Origin of the sequence: Leclercia sp., from assembly GCF_036780805.1 — a bacterium.
Classification (GTDB): domain Bacteria; phylum Pseudomonadota; class Gammaproteobacteria; order Enterobacterales; family Enterobacteriaceae; genus Enterobacter.
This window is the reverse complement of sequence record NZ_DAIQCE010000008.1, coordinates 119333-135605: the sequence shown is the minus strand read 5'-3', so window position 1 is coordinate 135605 and position 16273 is coordinate 119333. Positions and strand designations below refer to the sequence as shown.

Here is a 16273-nt window from a genome sequence, read left to right as displayed (position 1 = left end):
ATTTGGCTTAGCTGTTTCATCAATGTAAAGATTTGATTAGGAAACAGTAAAAATATGTCAGAGGGGGAGGAGTGACAAAGAGAGTAATCCGAAAGGGCGCTGATTTTATTTGGGTGTAAGCGATTTCATGGGGCTTGTTATAAAGCCGAAAAACAAAAAGGCCAGCGCGAGGCTGGCCTTTCAGGAACGTTGTCAGTCGATTATTTCAGACCGGCAGCTTCACGCAGCTGGGCGGCTTTGTCGGTTTTTTCCCATGGGAAATGTTCACGACCAAAGTGACCGTAAGCAGCGGTTTCTTTGTAGATTGGGTGCAGCAGATCCAGCATCTGGATCAGGCCGTATGGACGCAGGTCGAAGAACTCGCGCACCAGCAGGGTGAGCTGCTCAGAGGACACTTTTTCGGTACCAAAGGTTTCCACCATGATGGAGGTTGGTTCTGCTACGCCGATGGCGTAGGAAACCTGGATCTCACAGCGGTCAGCCAGACCGGCGGCAACGATGTTCTTGGCAACATAACGCGCGGCGTAGGCTGCGGAACGGTCAACTTTAGACGGATCCTTACCAGAGAAGGCGCCGCCACCGTGACGCGCCATGCCGCCGTAGGTATCAACGATGATCTTACGACCGGTCAGGCCGCAGTCGCCCATTGGTCCACCGATAACAAAGCGGCCCGTTGGGTTGATGAAGAATTTGGTGGCAGAGCTCAGCCATTCTGTTGGCAGAACCGGCTTGATGATCTCTTCCATCACTGCTTCCTGCAGGGATTTCTGGTCGATATCTTCAGCGTGCTGAGTCGACAGAACCACTGCGTCGATGCCGACAATTTTGCCGTCGTCGTACTGGAAGGTGACCTGGCTTTTCGCATCCGGACGCAGCCACGGCAGGGTGCCGTTTTTACGCACTTCAGCCTGACGCTGCACCAGACGGTGAGCATAGGTGATTGGCGCTGGCATCAGCACGTCGGTTTCGTTGGTCGCGTAGCCAAACATCAGACCCTGGTCGCCCGCGCCCTGTTCCAGCGGATCGGCACGGTCAACGCCCTGGTTGATGTCCGGGGACTGTTTGCCAATCGCGCTCAGTACGGCGCAGGAGTTGGCATCAAAGCCCATATCAGAATGCACATAGCCGATTTCACGTACGGTGTTACGGGTGATCTCTTCGATATCAACCCATGCACTGGTGGTGATCTCACCGCCAACCATAACCATGCCGGTTTTGACATAGGTCTCACAGGCGACGCGTGCTTTCGGATCCTGCTCGAGGATTGCATCCAGCACCGCATCGGAGATTTGGTCAGCAATTTTATCAGGATGCCCTTCTGATACAGACTCGGACGTAAACAGGTGTTTTGCCATGTTTTAATTTACCTAAGGAGAATTTGTTTAGCTCAAACTGTCGTGTGGGATAGCCGTGGCAGGTTTTTCCACCAGGACTTGCAGATGATGACACTGGCAGTCTGAGTGTTAATCAGTATGGATGGATTAACATCTGGACGGCTATTTTAGGTCACTTCTTCGCCCGATTTCCAGCTTTTTTTGTATAGACGCCTGCGGCCCTGAAAACCCGACTGGAAATTTTTGCTGACGGTCCCGGCAATGCGCACATTTATATTTTGCATTTTCCCTGTCTTGTCGGTATAAAACGCGGCGCGCGGCTCATACAAAAAAGCACACGACGTTTCTTCGTGTCGCCACTTCCAGCCGGGTAAAGCAGTGAACTTTTAGCTTTAACTTGTCGCGAGTTTTATCAGGCTTGCGTGGAGGTGATACGAGATAATGAACCGTCGTTTTCCGCTTAGTCAGTTCTGCCCTTCAGGCCGGAACATGCTCCCCGCCATTCGCATTTCTAATCTGCAAACCTGCCGATGTTATACCCATCTCGGCGCTTCTCAGGATTCCAGGGCAGGCACTACGCTTTGTGAAGACTGAACAAGGGCGCTCTTGTAAATACAAGAGTTTTCTCGTGGTTTCGCCGGACCTTGTCATACAGAGTTCGGATACGTGTTTTACAATGATATGAATAAGAAACCGGTCGCACGCCCCGGCTTTCAGCATTCTGTGCTGGAAATCCGGTCGGATAATGGGTTGTTATCGCAGATTGACGCTGCGATAGTAGTCAGCTGTTTTACACTGAATAGTAAGAGTTGAGGTTCGCTATGTCTGACGACATGTCTTCGTTTTCGCCTTCGTCAGCAGGCGAACAGGGTGTACTACGTTCTATGCAGGAGGTTGCGATGAGCTCCCAGGAAGCCAGCAAGATGCTGCGCACTTACAATATTGCCTGGTGGGGCAATAACTACTACGACGTCAACGAACTGGGCCACATCAGCGTTTGCCCGGATCCTGACGTACCGGAAGCGCGCGTCGATCTCGCCAAACTGGTGAAAGCGCGTGAAGCGCAGGGCCAGCGCCTGCCTGCACTGTTCTGCTTCCCGCAGATCCTGCAGCACCGTCTGCGTTCCATCAACGCCGCCTTCAAACGCGCGCGTGAATCTTACGGTTACAACGGCGACTATTTCCTGGTTTATCCGATCAAGGTGAACCAGCATCGTCGCGTTATCGAATCCTTAATTCACTCCGGCGAACCGCTGGGGCTGGAAGCGGGTTCCAAAGCAGAGCTGATGGCGGTACTGGCGCATGCCGGAATGACCCGCTCGGTGATCGTCTGTAACGGCTATAAAGACCGTGAATACATTCGTCTGGCTCTGATCGGTGAGAAGATGGGCCACAAGGTCTATCTGGTCATCGAGAAGATGTCTGAGATTAATATCGTGCTGGAAGAGGCCGAGCGTCTGAACGTGGTGCCGCGCCTTGGCGTGCGTGCGCGTCTGGCCTCGCAGGGCTCCGGTAAGTGGCAGTCCTCCGGCGGTGAAAAATCCAAATTTGGCCTCGCGGCGAACCAGGTTCTGCAGCTGGTCGAAATCATGCGTGAGCGTGGTCGTCTGGACAGCATCCAGCTTCTGCACTTCCACCTCGGCTCGCAGATGGCCAACATTCGCGATATCGCCACCGGCGTGCGCGAGTCGGCCCGTTTCTACGTTGAGCTGCACAAGCTGGGCGTCAACATCCAGTGCTTCGACGTCGGTGGCGGCCTGGGCGTGGACTACGAAGGGACCCGTTCGAAGTCCGACTGTTCGGTGAACTACGGCCTGAACGAATACGCCAACAACATTATCTGGGCGATTGGCGATGCCTGTGAAGAGAACGGTCTGCCGCACCCGACGGTGATCACCGAGTCCGGACGTGCGGTTACCGCGCACCACACGGTACTGGTGTCTAACATCATCGGCGTTGAGCGCAACGAATACACTGAAGCCACACCACCGGAAGACGATGCCCCGCGTGCCCTGCAAAGCATGTGGGAAACCTGGATTGAGATGCACGAGCCGGGCACCCGACGTTCTCTGCGCGAGTGGCTGCACGACAGCCAGATGGACCTGCACGATATTCATACCGGCTATTCCTCCGGTACATATAGCCTGCAGGAGCGTGCCTGGGCCGAGCAGCTGTATCTGAACATGTGCCATGAAGTGCAGAAACAGCTCGATCCGAGCAACCGTGCGCACCGTCCGATTATCGATGAGCTGCAGGAGCGTATGGCGGACAAAATGTACGTCAACTTCTCCCTGTTCCAGTCGATGCCAGATGCATGGGGTATCGATCAGCTGTTCCCGGTCCTGCCGCTGGAAGGGTTGAATCAGGTGCCTGAGCGCCGTGCGGTGCTGCTGGATATCACCTGTGATTCCGACGGGGCTATCGATCACTACATCGACGGTGACGGTATCGCCACCACTATGCCAATGCCGGAGTACGATCCAGAGAACCCGCCAATGCTGGGCTTCTTTATGGTCGGGGCCTATCAGGAGATTCTGGGCAACATGCATAACCTGTTCGGGGATACCGAAGCGGTTGACGTGTTTGTCTTCCCTGACGGCAACGTGGAAGTGGAGCTCTCTGACGAGGGTGACACCGTGGCGGACATGCTGCAGTACGTGCAGCTCGATCCGAACAAGCTGCTGACCCAGTTCCGCGATCAGGTGAAAAAGACCGATCTGGACGATACGCTGCAGAAACAGTTCCTGGAAGAGTTTGAAGCGGGTCTGTACGGCTACACCTATCTGGAAGACGAGTAAATACCGATGCCCGGTGGCGCTACGCTTACCGGGCCTGCGGGCTATACTCACTTGAACCCGTATGAAATAGCGGCGATAATCCGCCGCAACAGGCACTATTCGAATCAATCCCTTCCTCGTCGGGTTTAACGACGCGGAGGGGATTTTTTTTCATCTATTTTTAATGCACCGACGTTATAAAGAGGTCAGGACATGAGCACTTTAGGGCATCAGTACGATAATTCCCTGGTATCGAACGCTTTTGGTTTTTTACGCCTTCCGATGAACTTCCAGCCATACGACAGCGATGCGGACTGGGTGATCACCGGGGTGCCATTTGATATGGCAACGTCCGGCCGTGCCGGTGGCCGTCATGGCCCGGCGGCCATTCGTCAGGTCTCCACCAACCTGGCCTGGGAGCACAACCGTTTCCCGTGGAACTTCGACATGCGCGAGCGTCTGAACGTGGTTGACTGCGGCGACCTGGTGTACGCCTTCGGTGACGCGCGCGAAATGAGTGAAAAACTGCAGGCCCACGCCGAGAAACTGCTGGCTGCCGGCAAGCGTATGCTCTCCTTCGGTGGTGACCACTTCGTGACTCTGCCGCTGCTGCGCGCCCACGCAAAGCACTTCGGTAAGATGGCGCTGGTGCATTTCGATGCCCATACCGACACCTACGCGAACGGCTGCGAATTCGACCACGGCACCATGTTCTTCACCGCGCCGAACGAAGGCCTGATCGATCCAAACCACTCCGTGCAGATCGGTATTCGTACCGAGTTCGATAAAGACAACGGCTTCACCGTGCTGGACGCCGGCCAGGTTAACGATCGCGGCGTGGATGACATCATCGCTCAGGTGAAGCAGATCGTTGGCGATATGCCGGTCTACCTGACCTTCGACATCGACTGCCTGGATCCGGCCTTTGCGCCTGGCACCGGCACCCCGGTGATCGGCGGCCTGACCTCCGATCGCGCCATTAAGCTGGTACGTGGTCTGAAAGATCTGAACATCGTCGGCATGGACGTGGTGGAAGTGGCTCCGGCTTACGATCAGTCTGAAATCACGGCGCTGGCCGCTGCGACGCTGGCGCTGGAGATGCTCTACATCCAGGCGGCGAAAAAAGGCGAGTAATAAAGAGAGAGGCCGGAACACGTTGCCCGGCCTCTTTATTGGCGTTACTTAATGCCGTCTGCGGACATGCGATCGCGAATATGCTGCGCACGCTCTGCAGAGGCAGGGTGGTCGTCAAACATTGAGCTTTGACGGCCCGCTTCCTGTTGAGCCAGTTTCTCGAAGCTGGTGGCTAAACCTGACGGGTTGATGCCGCGTTTGCGCAACAGATCGTAAGAGTAGTCATCGGCTTCAGATTCCTGACGCTGGGAGAACTGGGAGTTGACCAGTTTTTCGCCGAGATCGCCAAGCTGCGACTGGGACAGACTCCCGACAATACCGCCGGCAGAAGCCGCCGCCACGCGCACGGCGTTGGTGCCAAGGGCAACCTGCATTCCTTTCTTCACGTGGCCGAGCGCAACGTGACCCATTTCATGCCCGATAACCGCTTCGACTTCGTTGTCGGTCATCATATCCATCAGCCCGCTGTAAACGCGGATGCAGCCGTTGGCCATGGCGAAGGCGTTGACGTCTTTGGCCATGTAAACCTTGTAGTTCACCGGCTGGCCATTAATGTTGTCGCCAAGGGCAGAAGCAATCTTATCCAGACGCTGAGCGTAAGTGCTGCCTGCCGGCGCGATGGTGGCTTTACCGTCCATCTCCTTACAGGCCTCATCGCTTAATGTTTTGACCTGAGCATCGCTCAGGGAGTAGGCCTGAAACGCCTCTGCCCCGGAGCTCATCAGACCGCCAGAGTCCATATTCTGACACCCGCTCAGAATGAGCGTCGTTCCCAGAGCCAGCACTATCGCACGCATTTTCATTAGGTTGCTTCCGCACTCGTTAAACACGATAAATTCTGAAATGACATCACGGCAACGAAGCCGGTGTATGGCTAAGTATAAAGAATATCAACGAAGGCGGGCGAGAAGATTGCGCAACGTGCGAGCCTGTTCCAGAGATTTCTTAACAGGCAAAAGAATGGTCCATGTACATGCTTTGTCGCTTGGGTTACATTGTTGGCACTTTTTTCCGGCGTAGCCCAAAACGCGCTGTCGTCAAGCCGAAACGGGCATGGCCTTCAACATCCGATCTGGAGTCAAAATGTCCTCACGTAAAGAGCTTGCTAATGCTATTCGTGCGCTGAGCATGGATGCTGTACAAAAAGCCAAATCTGGTCACCCGGGCGCCCCTATGGGCATGGCTGACATTGCCGAAGTGCTGTGGCGTGATTTCCTGAACCACAACCCGCAGAACCCAGCCTGGGCTGACCGCGACCGCTTCGTGCTGTCCAATGGCCATGGCTCCATGCTGATCTACAGCCTGCTGCACCTCACCGGCTATGACCTGCCAATCGAAGAGCTGAAAAACTTCCGTCAGCTGCACTCCAAAACCCCGGGCCACCCGGAAGTGGGTTACACCGCAGGTGTAGAAACCACCACCGGCCCGCTGGGTCAGGGTATTGCTAACGCAGTGGGCATGGCGATTGCTGAGAAGACGCTGGCGGCGCAGTTCAACCGTCCGGGTCACGACATTGTTGACCACTTCACCTATGCGTTCCTCGGCGACGGCTGCATGATGGAAGGTATCTCTCACGAGGTATGCTCCCTGGCCGGTACCCTGAAGCTGGGCAAACTGGTTGCGTTCTATGACGACAACGGCATCTCCATCGACGGCCACGTTGAAGGCTGGTTCACCGACGATACCGCAGCACGTTTCGAAGCCTACGGCTGGCACGTGGTGCGTGGTGTTGACGGCCACGATGCTGAAGCGATTAAACGCGCAGTAGAAGAAGCACGCGCTGTGACCGACAAACCGTCCCTGCTGATGTGCAAAACCATCATCGGTTTCGGTTCCCCGAACAAGGCCGGTACTCACGACTCCCACGGTGCGCCGCTGGGTGACGCAGAGATCGTTCTGACCCGCGAACAGCTGGGCTGGAAACACGCCGCGTTTGAGATCCCATCTGAGATCTACGCGCAGTGGGATGCCAAAGAAGCTGGCCAGGCGAAAGAAGCAGCCTGGAACGAGAAATTTGCTGCCTACGCTAAAGCCTTCCCACAGGAAGCGGCTGAATACACCCGTCGTATGAAAGGTGACATGCCAGCAGATTTCGACGCGAAAGCGAACGAGTTCATCGCTAAATTGCAGGCGAACCCGTCCAAAATCGCCAGCCGTAAAGCGTCTCAGAATGCCATCGAAGCCTTCGGTCCCTGGCTGCCAGAATTCCTCGGCGGCTCCGCTGACCTGGCGCCTTCTAACCTGACTATCTGGTCTGGCTCTAAAGCAATCAACGAAGATGCTGCCGGTAACTACATCCATTACGGTGTACGTGAATTCGGTATGACCGCGATTGCTAACGGTATCTCCCTGCACGGCGGCTTCCTGCCGTACACCTCCACCTTCCTGATGTTTGTGGAATATGCCCGTAACGCGGTGCGTATGGCTGCGCTGATGAAACAGCGTCAGGTGATGGTATACACTCACGACTCCATCGGCCTGGGCGAAGATGGCCCGACTCACCAGCCGGTTGAGCAGGTGGCTTCCCTGCGCGTCACCCCGAACATGTCCACATGGCGTCCATGTGACCAGGTTGAATCCGCGGTAGCGTGGAAATATGGCGTTGAACGTCAGGACGGTCCGACCGCACTGATCCTTTCCCGTCAGAACCTGGCTCAGCAGGATCGTACCGAAGAGCAACTGGCGAACATCGCCCGCGGTGGTTACGTGCTGAAAGATTGCGACGGTCAGCCACAGGTGATCTTCATTGCCACCGGTTCCGAAGTTGAACTGGCCGTTGCGGCCTGGGATCAGCTGGCAGGCGAAGGCGTGAAAGCGCGCGTGGTTTCCATGCCGTCTACGGACGCCTTCGACAAGCAGGACGCGGCTTACCGTGAATCCGTGCTGCCGAAAGCCGTTTCTGCCCGTGTGGCTATCGAAGCGGGTATCGCTGACTACTGGTTCAAATACGTGGGCCTGAACGGCGCTATCGTCGGCATGACCACCTTCGGTGAGTCTGCTCCGGCTGAGCAGCTGTTCGAAGAGTTCGGCTTCACCGTTGAGAACGTGGTCGCGAAAGCGAAAGAACTGCTGTAATTGCTGTTTTGCCCGGTGGCACTACGCTTACCGGGCCTACAAATGGCACGAAAGTTGGCCGGGTAAGCGCTAGCGCGCCACCCGGCTTTTTTGTATGCGCTATTCCTCAAACATGTAACTACACTGTGAATTATTCCAGCAGAAATGTGACGCAAGTCATATAGCTGGCTTATTGGTCTGGACAGACATTCCCTTTATTCCACGTTTCGCTTATTCTGGCTGAAGCGTTTCAGTCGATTAAACGTTCGACAAATGACCAATCAGTTGGAGTTTGTGACAGGCAAGGATTCCCCTCAGAGCGTTGCTGGATTACTCTGTCAGCCACCTCGAATCAGGGAAAGCTTTGCAGGAGACTTATGACCGTACGCGTAGCGATTAATGGTTTCGGTCGCATCGGACGTAACGTGGTTCGTGCTTTATATGAATCCGGGCGTCGGGCGGAAATGACCGTGGTGGCCATCAATGAACTGGCGGATGCCGCAGGCATGGCGCATTTATTGAAATATGACACCAGCCATGGGCGCTTTGCCTGGGACGTTCGTCAGGAGAGAGAGCAGCTGTTCGTCGGGGATGATGTGATTCGTGTGCTGCACGAGCAGTCAATCGACGCCTTACCCTGGCGTGAGCTGGGTGTAGATGTGGTGCTCGACTGTACCGGCGTCTACGGCAATCGCGAACACGGCGAAGCCCATCTGGCGGCTGGCGCGAAGAAGGTGCTCTTCTCACATCCCGGCAGTAACGATCTCGATGCCACGGTGGTTTACGGCGTTAACCATCATGAGCTGCAAGCGGAACACCGCATCGTCTCCAATGCCTCCTGTACCACCAACTGTATTATTCCGGTCATCAAACTGCTGGACGATGCCTATGGCATTGAATCGGGCACCGTGACCACGATTCATTCCGCCATGCACGATCAGCAGGTCATTGACGCGTACCACCCGGATCTGCGACGCACTCGCGCGGCGAGTCAGTCGATTATTCCGGTGGATACCAAACTGGCGGCCGGTATTACCCGAATTTTCCCCCAGTTTGAAGACCGTTTTGAAGCCATCGCCGTGCGTGTTCCTACGATCAACGTGACGGCGATCGACCTCAGCGTAACCGTAAAAAAACCGGTAAAAGCCTGTGAGGTCAACCTGTTGCTGCAAAAAGCGGCACAGCAAGCATTTCATGGTATAGTTGACTATACGGAATTACCGTTGGTCTCAGTAGATTTTAACCACGATCCGCATAGCGCCATTGTTGATGGCACCCAAACGCGCGTGAGTGGAGCGCATCTGATCAAAACGCTGGTCTGGTGTGATAACGAATGGGGCTTTGCTAACAGGATGCTCGACACCACGTTAGCCATGGCCGCACAAGGTTTCAGGTAAGGCGCGTATTGCGTCTGCAAAACTTTAAGAATCAACGAGAGGATTCACCATGTCTGTAATTAAGATGACCGATCTGGATCTGGCAGGTAAACGCGTTTTCATCCGTGCGGATCTGAACGTACCGGTTAAAGATGGCAAAGTGACCAGCGACGCGCGTATCCGTGCATCTCTGCCAACCATCGAACTGGCACTGAAGCAGGGCGCGAAAGTGATGGTAACCTCCCACCTGGGTCGTCCGACCGAAGGCGAATACAACGAAGAGTTCTCTCTGCTGCCGGTTGTTAATTACCTGAAAGACAAACTGTCCAACCCGGTACGTCTGGTTAAAGACTACCTGGACGGCGTTGAAGTGGCTGAAGGTGAGCTGGTTGTTCTGGAAAACGTTCGCTTTAACAAAGGCGAGAAGAAAGACGACGAAACCCTGTCCAAAAAATACGCTGCCCTGTGCGACGTGTTCGTAATGGATGCTTTCGGTACAGCTCACCGTGCGCAGGCTTCTACCCACGGTATCGGTAAATTCGCTGACGTCGCCTGTGCGGGTCCTCTGCTGGCTGACGAACTGGAAGCGCTGGGCAAAGCCCTGAAAGAACCTGCTCGTCCAATGGTTGCTATCGTTGGTGGTTCTAAAGTTTCTACCAAACTGACCGTTCTGGATTCCCTGTCAAAAATCGCTGACCAGCTGATCGTTGGCGGTGGTATCGCCAACACCTTCGTTGCCGCTCAGGGCCACAACGTGGGTAAATCCCTGTACGAAGCAGACCTGGTTGACGAAGCCAAACGCCTGCTGACTACCTGTGATATCCCTGTTCCAACTGACGTTCGCGTAGCGACTGAGTTCTCTGAAACCGCAACCGCTGAGCTGAAATCTGTCTCTGACATCAAAAACGAAGAGCAGATTCTGGACCTGGGCGATGCCTCTGCAGAGAAACTGGCTGAAATCCTGAAGAATGCAAAAACCATTCTGTGGAACGGCCCGGTTGGTGTGTTCGAATTCCCGAACTTCCGTAAAGGTACTGAAATCGTGGCTAACGCGATTGCAGACAGCGAAGCATTCTCCATTGCTGGCGGCGGTGATACCCTGGCAGCAATCGATCTGTTCGGTATTTCCGACAAGATCTCCTACATCTCCACTGGCGGCGGCGCATTCCTCGAATTCGTGGAAGGCAAAGTTCTGCCAGCAGTAGCCATGCTCGAAGAGCGCGCTAAGAAGTAAGCCATTTTAGGGCAGGGAAACCTGCCCAATTTTCAGCGCGCTTTTAAGAGCACGCCCCTTTCCAAGGCCGAAGATACAGGACTCGCAACATGTCTAAAATTTTTGATTTCGTAAAACCTGGCGTGATCACTGGTGATGACGTTCAGAAGGTGTTCCAGGTAGCAAAAGAAAACAACTTTGCTCTGCCAGCTGTTAACTGCGTCGGTACCGACTCTATTAACGCCGTACTGGAAGCCGCAGCAAAAGTTAAAGCTCCGGTAATCGTTCAGTTCTCCAACGGTGGCGCTGCGTTTATCGCAGGTAAAGGCGTGAAAACTGACGTTCCTCAGGGCGCGGCAATCCTGGGCGCAATCTCTGGCGCACATCACGTACACCAGATGGCTGAGCACTACGGTGTTCCGGTTATCCTGCACACTGACCACTGCGCGAAGAAACTGCTGCCGTGGATCGACGGTCTGCTGGACGCGGGTGAAAAACACTTCGCGGCAACCGGTAAGCCACTGTTCTCTTCTCACATGATCGACCTGTCTGAAGAGTCTCTGGAAGAAAACATCGAGATCTGCTCCAAATACCTGGCGCGCATGGCCAAAATGGACATGACTCTGGAAATCGAACTGGGTTGCACCGGTGGTGAAGAAGACGGCGTGGACAACAGCCACATGGACGCTTCTGCCCTGTACACTCAGCCAGAAGATGTTGATTACGCCTACACCGAGCTGAGCAAAATCAGCCCGCGTTTCACCATCGCTGCCTCCTTCGGTAACGTACACGGCGTGTACAAGCCAGGCAACGTGGTTCTGACCCCGACCATTCTGCGTGATTCTCAGGAATACGTTTCTAAGAAACACAACCTGCCGCACAACAGCCTGAACTTCGTCTTCCACGGCGGTTCCGGTTCTTCTGCTCAGGAAATCAAAGACTCCGTAAGCTACGGTGTTATCAAAATGAACATCGATACCGACACCCAATGGGCAACCTGGGACGGTATTCTGCAGTACTACAAAACTAACGAAGCTTACCTGCAGGGCCAGCTGGGCAACCCGAAAGGCGAAGACCAGCCGAACAAGAAATACTACGATCCACGCGTATGGCTGCGTTCAGCCCAGGCCTCTATGGTGACGCGTCTGGAGCAGGCATTCAAAGAGCTGAACGCGGTTGACGTTCTGTAATTTGATTGTGCCCCACTAAAAAGGCTTCCTTCGGGAAGCCTTTTTTTTAGCCCGTAATACAGGTTCCTTTCTCACCAGCGAGGATTTGTGGAGCGTCTTTCAGGGCACCGATAAACGCCGTGTTTCCGGTTTGCTTCACAAACTGTATCACCGCTGCGGCCTTCGGCCCCATCGCGCCGTCCGGTGCGGCATAAGGTTCGAGTTCCTGCAACGTCACATGGCGAAGCGCGCGAGCCTGCGGTGTTCCCCAGTTTTCATAAACCGCATCGGCATCGGTCAGAATCAGCAGATGATCGGCATTAATAGATTGCGCCAGTACCGCAGCGGTCAGGTCTTTATCGATGACAGCTTCAATTCCCTGATAGCCCTCTCCGTTAGCCATCACCGGAATACCACCACCGCCACAGCAAATCACCAAATGACCGGCATCCATCAGCGTTGCGATCGCCTTATCATCGACGATCTTCAGGGGAAGCGGAGAGGGGACAACGCGACGGATATACTGGCCGTCTGCTTTTATCTTCCAGCCGTATCGCTCCTCAAGCATTGCCTGTTGCTCAGGCTGATAAACCGGGCCTATATATTTGCCAGGTAGGGCAAAAGCCGGATCGTTCGCATCCACTTCAACGCGGGTCATGAGCGTTGATACCGGAACGCTGCCTGCATACTGTGTCAGTTCCTGCGCGATAGCGGAGCCAATCATTCCCTGGCTTTCCGCTACCAGTATGTCAAGCGGCCAGGCGGGCGATTCGGTATAGGCCGCATTCTGCAATGCGAGCAGGCCTACCTGCGGCCCGTTGCCATGCACGATCACCAGCTGGTAATCACTCGCCAGCGCAGCGACCATTTTGGCAAAGATCTTGATACTGCGCTGTTGGTTTTCTGCACTCAGGACTTCTCCACGCTGCAATAACGCGTTGCCGCCAAGAGCAATAACAATTTTCTTTTTCATTGTGACCTCATTGGTAGATATCTCGCGGTCAAAATAAAGCTTTATGGAAACGATAATGTGATAAGCGTTACAACTCGATGAGCAGAAAAAATATCTCATTAATTAATCCTGTTTTGCTTTTGTTTATTTAATTAATTTTGAAAGTCATTATTAGATTTTTTTTAATAAACTTGCCGTCAATTCTCAGGAATTTATAACAATAGATTTTGTGTGACGTTGCTCAAATGAAATAGCGTAATAGCCCGATACTGTAACGACAGTTATAACATCAAGCCTCACGTATCAGCACGATAACAAGAGGTATTCAGCGGTAAATACTACCGGGAGATTGCTTATGTCTGCATCGTATGACGTGGCTGAGGCCACAAAGAAAAAAGGAATACCGGCCTGGTGGGTCACTATTATACTGTTCTGGCTTGGCTGGGTTTTTATGTATGCCGATCGCACAGTATTAAATCCAGTTATGGGGGAGCTGGAAAAAGAATTTGGCCTAAGCGGGACGCAATTAGGAATACTTAATTCAGTGTTCTATTTTTCTTATGCTTTATTGCAAATCCCCGCCGGGATCCTTGGCGATAAAATCGGTAAGAAAAAAGTTTTGGTGCCTGGATTTATTCTCTTTGGTGTCTTTACCGCTGTGACTGGTTGGGCAAAAAGCTGGTACACACTGCTCTTTGCTCGCGTTGTTACTGGTGCCGGAGAAGGAACATATTACGGCCCTCAGTACGGTTTATCGTCTGAGCAGATCCCCAAAAAATATCGTTCTCTGGGTAGCGCGATAATTAACAGCGGTATGGCGTTCGGTATTGCCCTCGGATTGATGACATCCAGCTGGCTGGTCTATGACCAGGGTCACTCCTGGCGGATGCCTTTTTATGCCATGGCTATTCCTTCTGTCCTAGTAGGGGTTGCTATCTGGCTATTCGTTAAAGAAAAGAAACGCACCGCAGAGGTCGAAGGGCAGGCGGTCAAAAAAGGCAAGTTCAGCGATCTGTTTAAGAACCGTAACCTGATCCTCACTTATATCATGGTGTTCTGCAGTCTATTTGGCTTCTTCGTGATCCTGACCTGGCTTCCTTATTACTTACAGAATGAGCGTGGCATTCCGGGCAGCGAAACCGGATTTATCTCCTCGCTGGTGGCGTGGATCTCTATTCCGGGCGCGCTTCTGTTCTCCAGCCTTTCCGATAAATTAGGCAAACGTAAGCCTTTAATTCTGTTCTTAGTGCCTGTGGCGATTGTCAGCATGTTATCCATTGTCTGGATGCCAAATATGACCGGCGTCATTGTCGCGCTCTGCGTTTATGGCCTGGTGGGCAAGCTAGCGCTGGATCCGGTCCTGGTGGCGCTGGTTGCAGACAGCGTTGATGAAAACAATTACAGCACTGCATTCGGGTTATTTAATTTCATTGGTATGAGCTCATCCATTCTGGCACCGATTATTGCAGGAGCAGTTCGCGATATGACAGGAAGCCTTGCTTCCAGTTTTTATGTCTCAGCGGTTCTGCTGGCTATTGGTCTGTGCGGGATGCTGTTCTTAAAAGAGAAACGTGCATAAAGAGGTAGCGGTAATGATTTACGCCTTTGTTAAAAAGGGAAGTTTTCAGGATTCCGTCAGCCTGATGATTATTTCCCGCAAATTAAGTGAGCACCCGGAAGTTGATCAGGTTTCCGTCATGATGGGAACCCCAGCAAATAAATCGATGCTGGATTCAACGGGCTTCTGGCATGACGATTTTTCCCTGGCGACACCAAACGATATCTGTGTGGCTGTGCGCACGGAGTCCGGACAGTCCGAGATTTTGGAGCTTATCCGCGAGCAGCTGGAGAAAGAACTGAATGCGATTGCCACTGCGTCGGGAAGTTCACGCCAGCTGGTGAAAGCGCGGCGCTGGGAAAGTGCCTGCCAGAAACTGCCTGAGGCTAATCTGCTGCTGGTATCCGTTGCGGGGGAGTACGCCGCATCGGTCGCCAGAGAGGGATTACTGGCAGATAAAAACGTGATGCTGTTTTCCGATAACGTGCCGGTTGCACAGGAAGTAGAACTGAAAAAACTGGCTCGCGAGCGCGGTTTGATCGTTATGGGGCCTGACTGTGGAACGGCAATGATTGCTGGCAGCCCACTGGCTTTCGCCAACGTCTTGCCTGAGGGGGGGGTTGGCGTAATTGGTGCGTCCGGGACCGGTATCCAGGAGATCACGTCTCAGATTGCACTTCATCAGCAGGGGATAAGCCATGCCATTGGTTTGGGGGGGCGCGATCTGAGTGCTGACGTTGGTGGCCTTAGCGCGCTCACCGCACTGGATATGCTGGCGGGCAATGAAGCAACAAAGGTCATCGCATTTGTCTCCAAACCGCCGTCACCACAGGTGCGCACCCAGGTTATTACAGCCATGCAGTCTGTCAGTAAGCCAGTGGTCGCGCTCTTCCTCGGGAGTAAACCGGAGCAACGCCGCGAAGGCAACGTCTGGCTCGCGCATTCCCTCTCCGATGCCGCACGTCTCGCGGTGCTGCTGATGCGTGTGGCTAAGCAGCGCCATTCTCAGCCTGAGGTCGTGGGTAAGCGCATTTGCGGTTTGTATGCCGGCGGTACGCTGGCGGCAGAAGCGGCGATGTTGCTTTCCGGGGAGCTAAATATGCCGCTGAGCGAAAGTCATCAGGATGGAATCATGCTGGAGTCCGGGGGGCACCGCATCGTCGATCTCGGGGATGACAGTTACACACTCGGCAGACCACATCCGATGATCGACCCAACGACCCGCAGCATCGAAATTGAAAAACTTGCTGCTCAGCCTGACACGGGCGTTCTGCTGCTGGATGTGGTGCTGGGCTATGGGGCCTGTGCCGATCCTGCGGCGGCGGTGGTCGAGGCGATTGAAAAAGTGCGTTCACGACGCGTTGAGCCGTTAGTGGTTATTGCCACGCTGACCGGAACCGACGCCGATCCGCAGGGGCGTAACGGGCAAATCGAAACACTGCAGCGAGCCGGTGTAGCCGTTGTTGAGACACTGGAAGAGGCCGTTTTGCTCGCCACCTCTCTGATCAAACACCAGACGCAGAGCGCACCGGAAAACCACAGCGCACTTCTCGACGGCGTGCAGGTCATCAATGCCGGTCTGCGTAGTTTTGCTCTGGATCTGCAAAGCAGCGGGACACCGGTTGTGCACTATCAATGGGCACCGGTCGCCGGTGGCAACGCTCGTCTCGCCAGTTTACTCAAACAGTTACATTAAGTTCAGAGGT

The 16273-nt window shown here is 54.0% G+C and carries 13 protein-coding genes; 10 read left to right on the top strand and 3 right to left on the bottom strand.

From position 1 onward, the window contains the following. Positions 1-200: 200 nt before the first annotated feature. Entirely contained in the window at positions 201-1355 is a 1155-nt protein-coding gene (gene metK / locus V7Q49_RS17580) for a methionine adenosyltransferase (protein WP_333853921.1), read from the bottom strand. Between the two features lie 420 nt (positions 1356-1775). Between metK and V7Q49_RS23565 the strand changes: the two genes are divergently transcribed. The 4 genes from V7Q49_RS23565 (at position 1776) to speB (ending at position 5245) form a co-directional block, all read left to right on the top strand. Next, positions 1776-1928, top strand: a complete 153-nt coding sequence (locus V7Q49_RS23565) for a hypothetical protein (RefSeq protein WP_442913078.1) — start codon at positions 1776-1778, stop codon at positions 1926-1928. An 87-nt stretch (positions 1929-2015) separates the two neighbouring features. Continuing rightward, positions 2016-2147, top strand: coding sequence for an acid stress response protein YqgB (gene yqgB, locus V7Q49_RS17575; protein WP_333853919.1), 132 nt, complete (start codon positions 2016-2018; stop codon positions 2145-2147). A gap of 8 nt (positions 2148-2155) precedes the next feature. Next, a complete protein-coding gene (gene speA, locus V7Q49_RS17570; protein WP_142487037.1) occupies positions 2156-4132 on the top strand; it encodes a biosynthetic arginine decarboxylase in 1977 nt (658 codons plus the stop codon). Positions 4133-4324: 192 nt separating this feature from the next. After that, a complete protein-coding gene (gene speB, locus V7Q49_RS17565; RefSeq protein WP_014071686.1) occupies positions 4325-5245 on the top strand; it encodes an agmatinase in 921 nt (306 codons plus the stop codon). 44 nt (positions 5246-5289) lie between these two features. Here speB and V7Q49_RS17560 read toward each other — a convergent pair whose 3' ends face one another. Then, positions 5290-6048, bottom strand: coding sequence for a M48 family metallopeptidase (locus V7Q49_RS17560; protein ID WP_333853917.1), 759 nt, complete (start codon positions 6046-6048; stop codon positions 5290-5292). Positions 6049-6328: 280 nt separating this feature from the next. Here V7Q49_RS17560 and tkt point away from each other — a divergent pair, with 280 nt between their 5' ends. From tkt to fbaA, 4 genes are all read left to right on the top strand, one after another. Beyond that, positions 6329-8320, top strand: a complete 1992-nt coding sequence (gene tkt, locus V7Q49_RS17555) for a transketolase (RefSeq protein ID WP_333853915.1) — start codon at positions 6329-6331, stop codon at positions 8318-8320. A 356-nt stretch (positions 8321-8676) separates the two neighbouring features. After that, positions 8677-9696, top strand: coding sequence for an erythrose-4-phosphate dehydrogenase (gene epd / locus V7Q49_RS17550; RefSeq protein ID WP_333853913.1), 1020 nt, complete (start codon positions 8677-8679; stop codon positions 9694-9696). A gap of 49 nt (positions 9697-9745) precedes the next feature. Further along, positions 9746-10909, top strand: a complete 1164-nt coding sequence (pgk, locus tag V7Q49_RS17545) for a phosphoglycerate kinase (protein ID WP_333853912.1) — start codon at positions 9746-9748, stop codon at positions 10907-10909. A gap of 89 nt (positions 10910-10998) precedes the next feature. Further along, the gene (fbaA, locus tag V7Q49_RS17540) at positions 10999-12078 is read left to right on the top strand and encodes a class II fructose-bisphosphate aldolase (protein ID WP_166183909.1); all 1080 of its coding nucleotides are present in this window, start codon (positions 10999-11001) and stop codon (positions 12076-12078) included. A gap of 46 nt (positions 12079-12124) precedes the next feature. Here the strand turns inward: fbaA and V7Q49_RS17535 are convergent, their stop codons facing one another. Beyond that, positions 12125-13030 carry a carbamate kinase gene (locus V7Q49_RS17535; RefSeq protein ID WP_333853975.1) on the bottom strand — a complete coding sequence of 302 codons (906 nt, stop codon included), beginning with the start codon at positions 13028-13030 and terminating at the stop codon, positions 12125-12127. A 334-nt stretch (positions 13031-13364) separates the two neighbouring features. On the opposite strand from V7Q49_RS17535, the gene V7Q49_RS17530 reads away from it, so the two are divergent. Continuing rightward, positions 13365-14588, top strand: coding sequence for an MFS transporter (locus V7Q49_RS17530; RefSeq protein ID WP_333853910.1), 1224 nt, complete (start codon positions 13365-13367; stop codon positions 14586-14588). A 13-nt stretch (positions 14589-14601) separates the two neighbouring features. Then, positions 14602-16263, top strand: coding sequence for an acyl-CoA synthetase FdrA (locus tag V7Q49_RS17525; RefSeq protein WP_333853909.1), 1662 nt, complete (start codon positions 14602-14604; stop codon positions 16261-16263). Positions 16264-16273: the final 10 nt, after the last annotated feature.

Excerpts from the sequence above, each read along its gene's own strand:
- V7Q49_RS17535 (WP_333853975.1), bottom strand. The coding sequence starts at position 13,030 with ATGAAAAAGAAAATTGTTATTGCTCTTGGCGGCAACGCGTTATTGCAG.
- yqgB (WP_333853919.1), top strand. The coding sequence starts at position 2,016 with ATGAATAAGAAACCGGTCGCACGCCCCGGCTTTCAGCATTCTGTGCTG.
- epd (WP_333853913.1), top strand. The coding sequence starts at position 8,677 with ATGACCGTACGCGTAGCGATTAATGGTTTCGGTCGCATCGGACGTAAC.
- V7Q49_RS17530 (WP_333853910.1), top strand. The coding sequence starts at position 13,365 with ATGTCTGCATCGTATGACGTGGCTGAGGCCACAAAGAAAAAAGGAATA.
- speA (WP_142487037.1), top strand. The coding sequence starts at position 2,156 with ATGTCTGACGACATGTCTTCGTTTTCGCCTTCGTCAGCAGGCGAACAG.
- V7Q49_RS17560 (WP_333853917.1), bottom strand. The coding sequence starts at position 6,048 with ATGAAAATGCGTGCGATAGTGCTGGCTCTGGGAACGACGCTCATTCTG.
- V7Q49_RS23565 (WP_442913078.1), top strand. The coding sequence starts at position 1,776 with ATGAACCGTCGTTTTCCGCTTAGTCAGTTCTGCCCTTCAGGCCGGAAC.
- metK (WP_333853921.1), bottom strand. The coding sequence starts at position 1,355 with ATGGCAAAACACCTGTTTACGTCCGAGTCTGTATCAGAAGGGCATCCT.
- tkt (WP_333853915.1), top strand. The coding sequence starts at position 6,329 with ATGTCCTCACGTAAAGAGCTTGCTAATGCTATTCGTGCGCTGAGCATG.
- fbaA (WP_166183909.1), top strand. The coding sequence starts at position 10,999 with ATGTCTAAAATTTTTGATTTCGTAAAACCTGGCGTGATCACTGGTGAT.
- speB (WP_014071686.1), top strand. The coding sequence starts at position 4,325 with ATGAGCACTTTAGGGCATCAGTACGATAATTCCCTGGTATCGAACGCT.
- V7Q49_RS17525 (WP_333853909.1), top strand. The coding sequence starts at position 14,602 with ATGATTTACGCCTTTGTTAAAAAGGGAAGTTTTCAGGATTCCGTCAGC.
- pgk (WP_333853912.1), top strand. The coding sequence starts at position 9,746 with ATGTCTGTAATTAAGATGACCGATCTGGATCTGGCAGGTAAACGCGTT.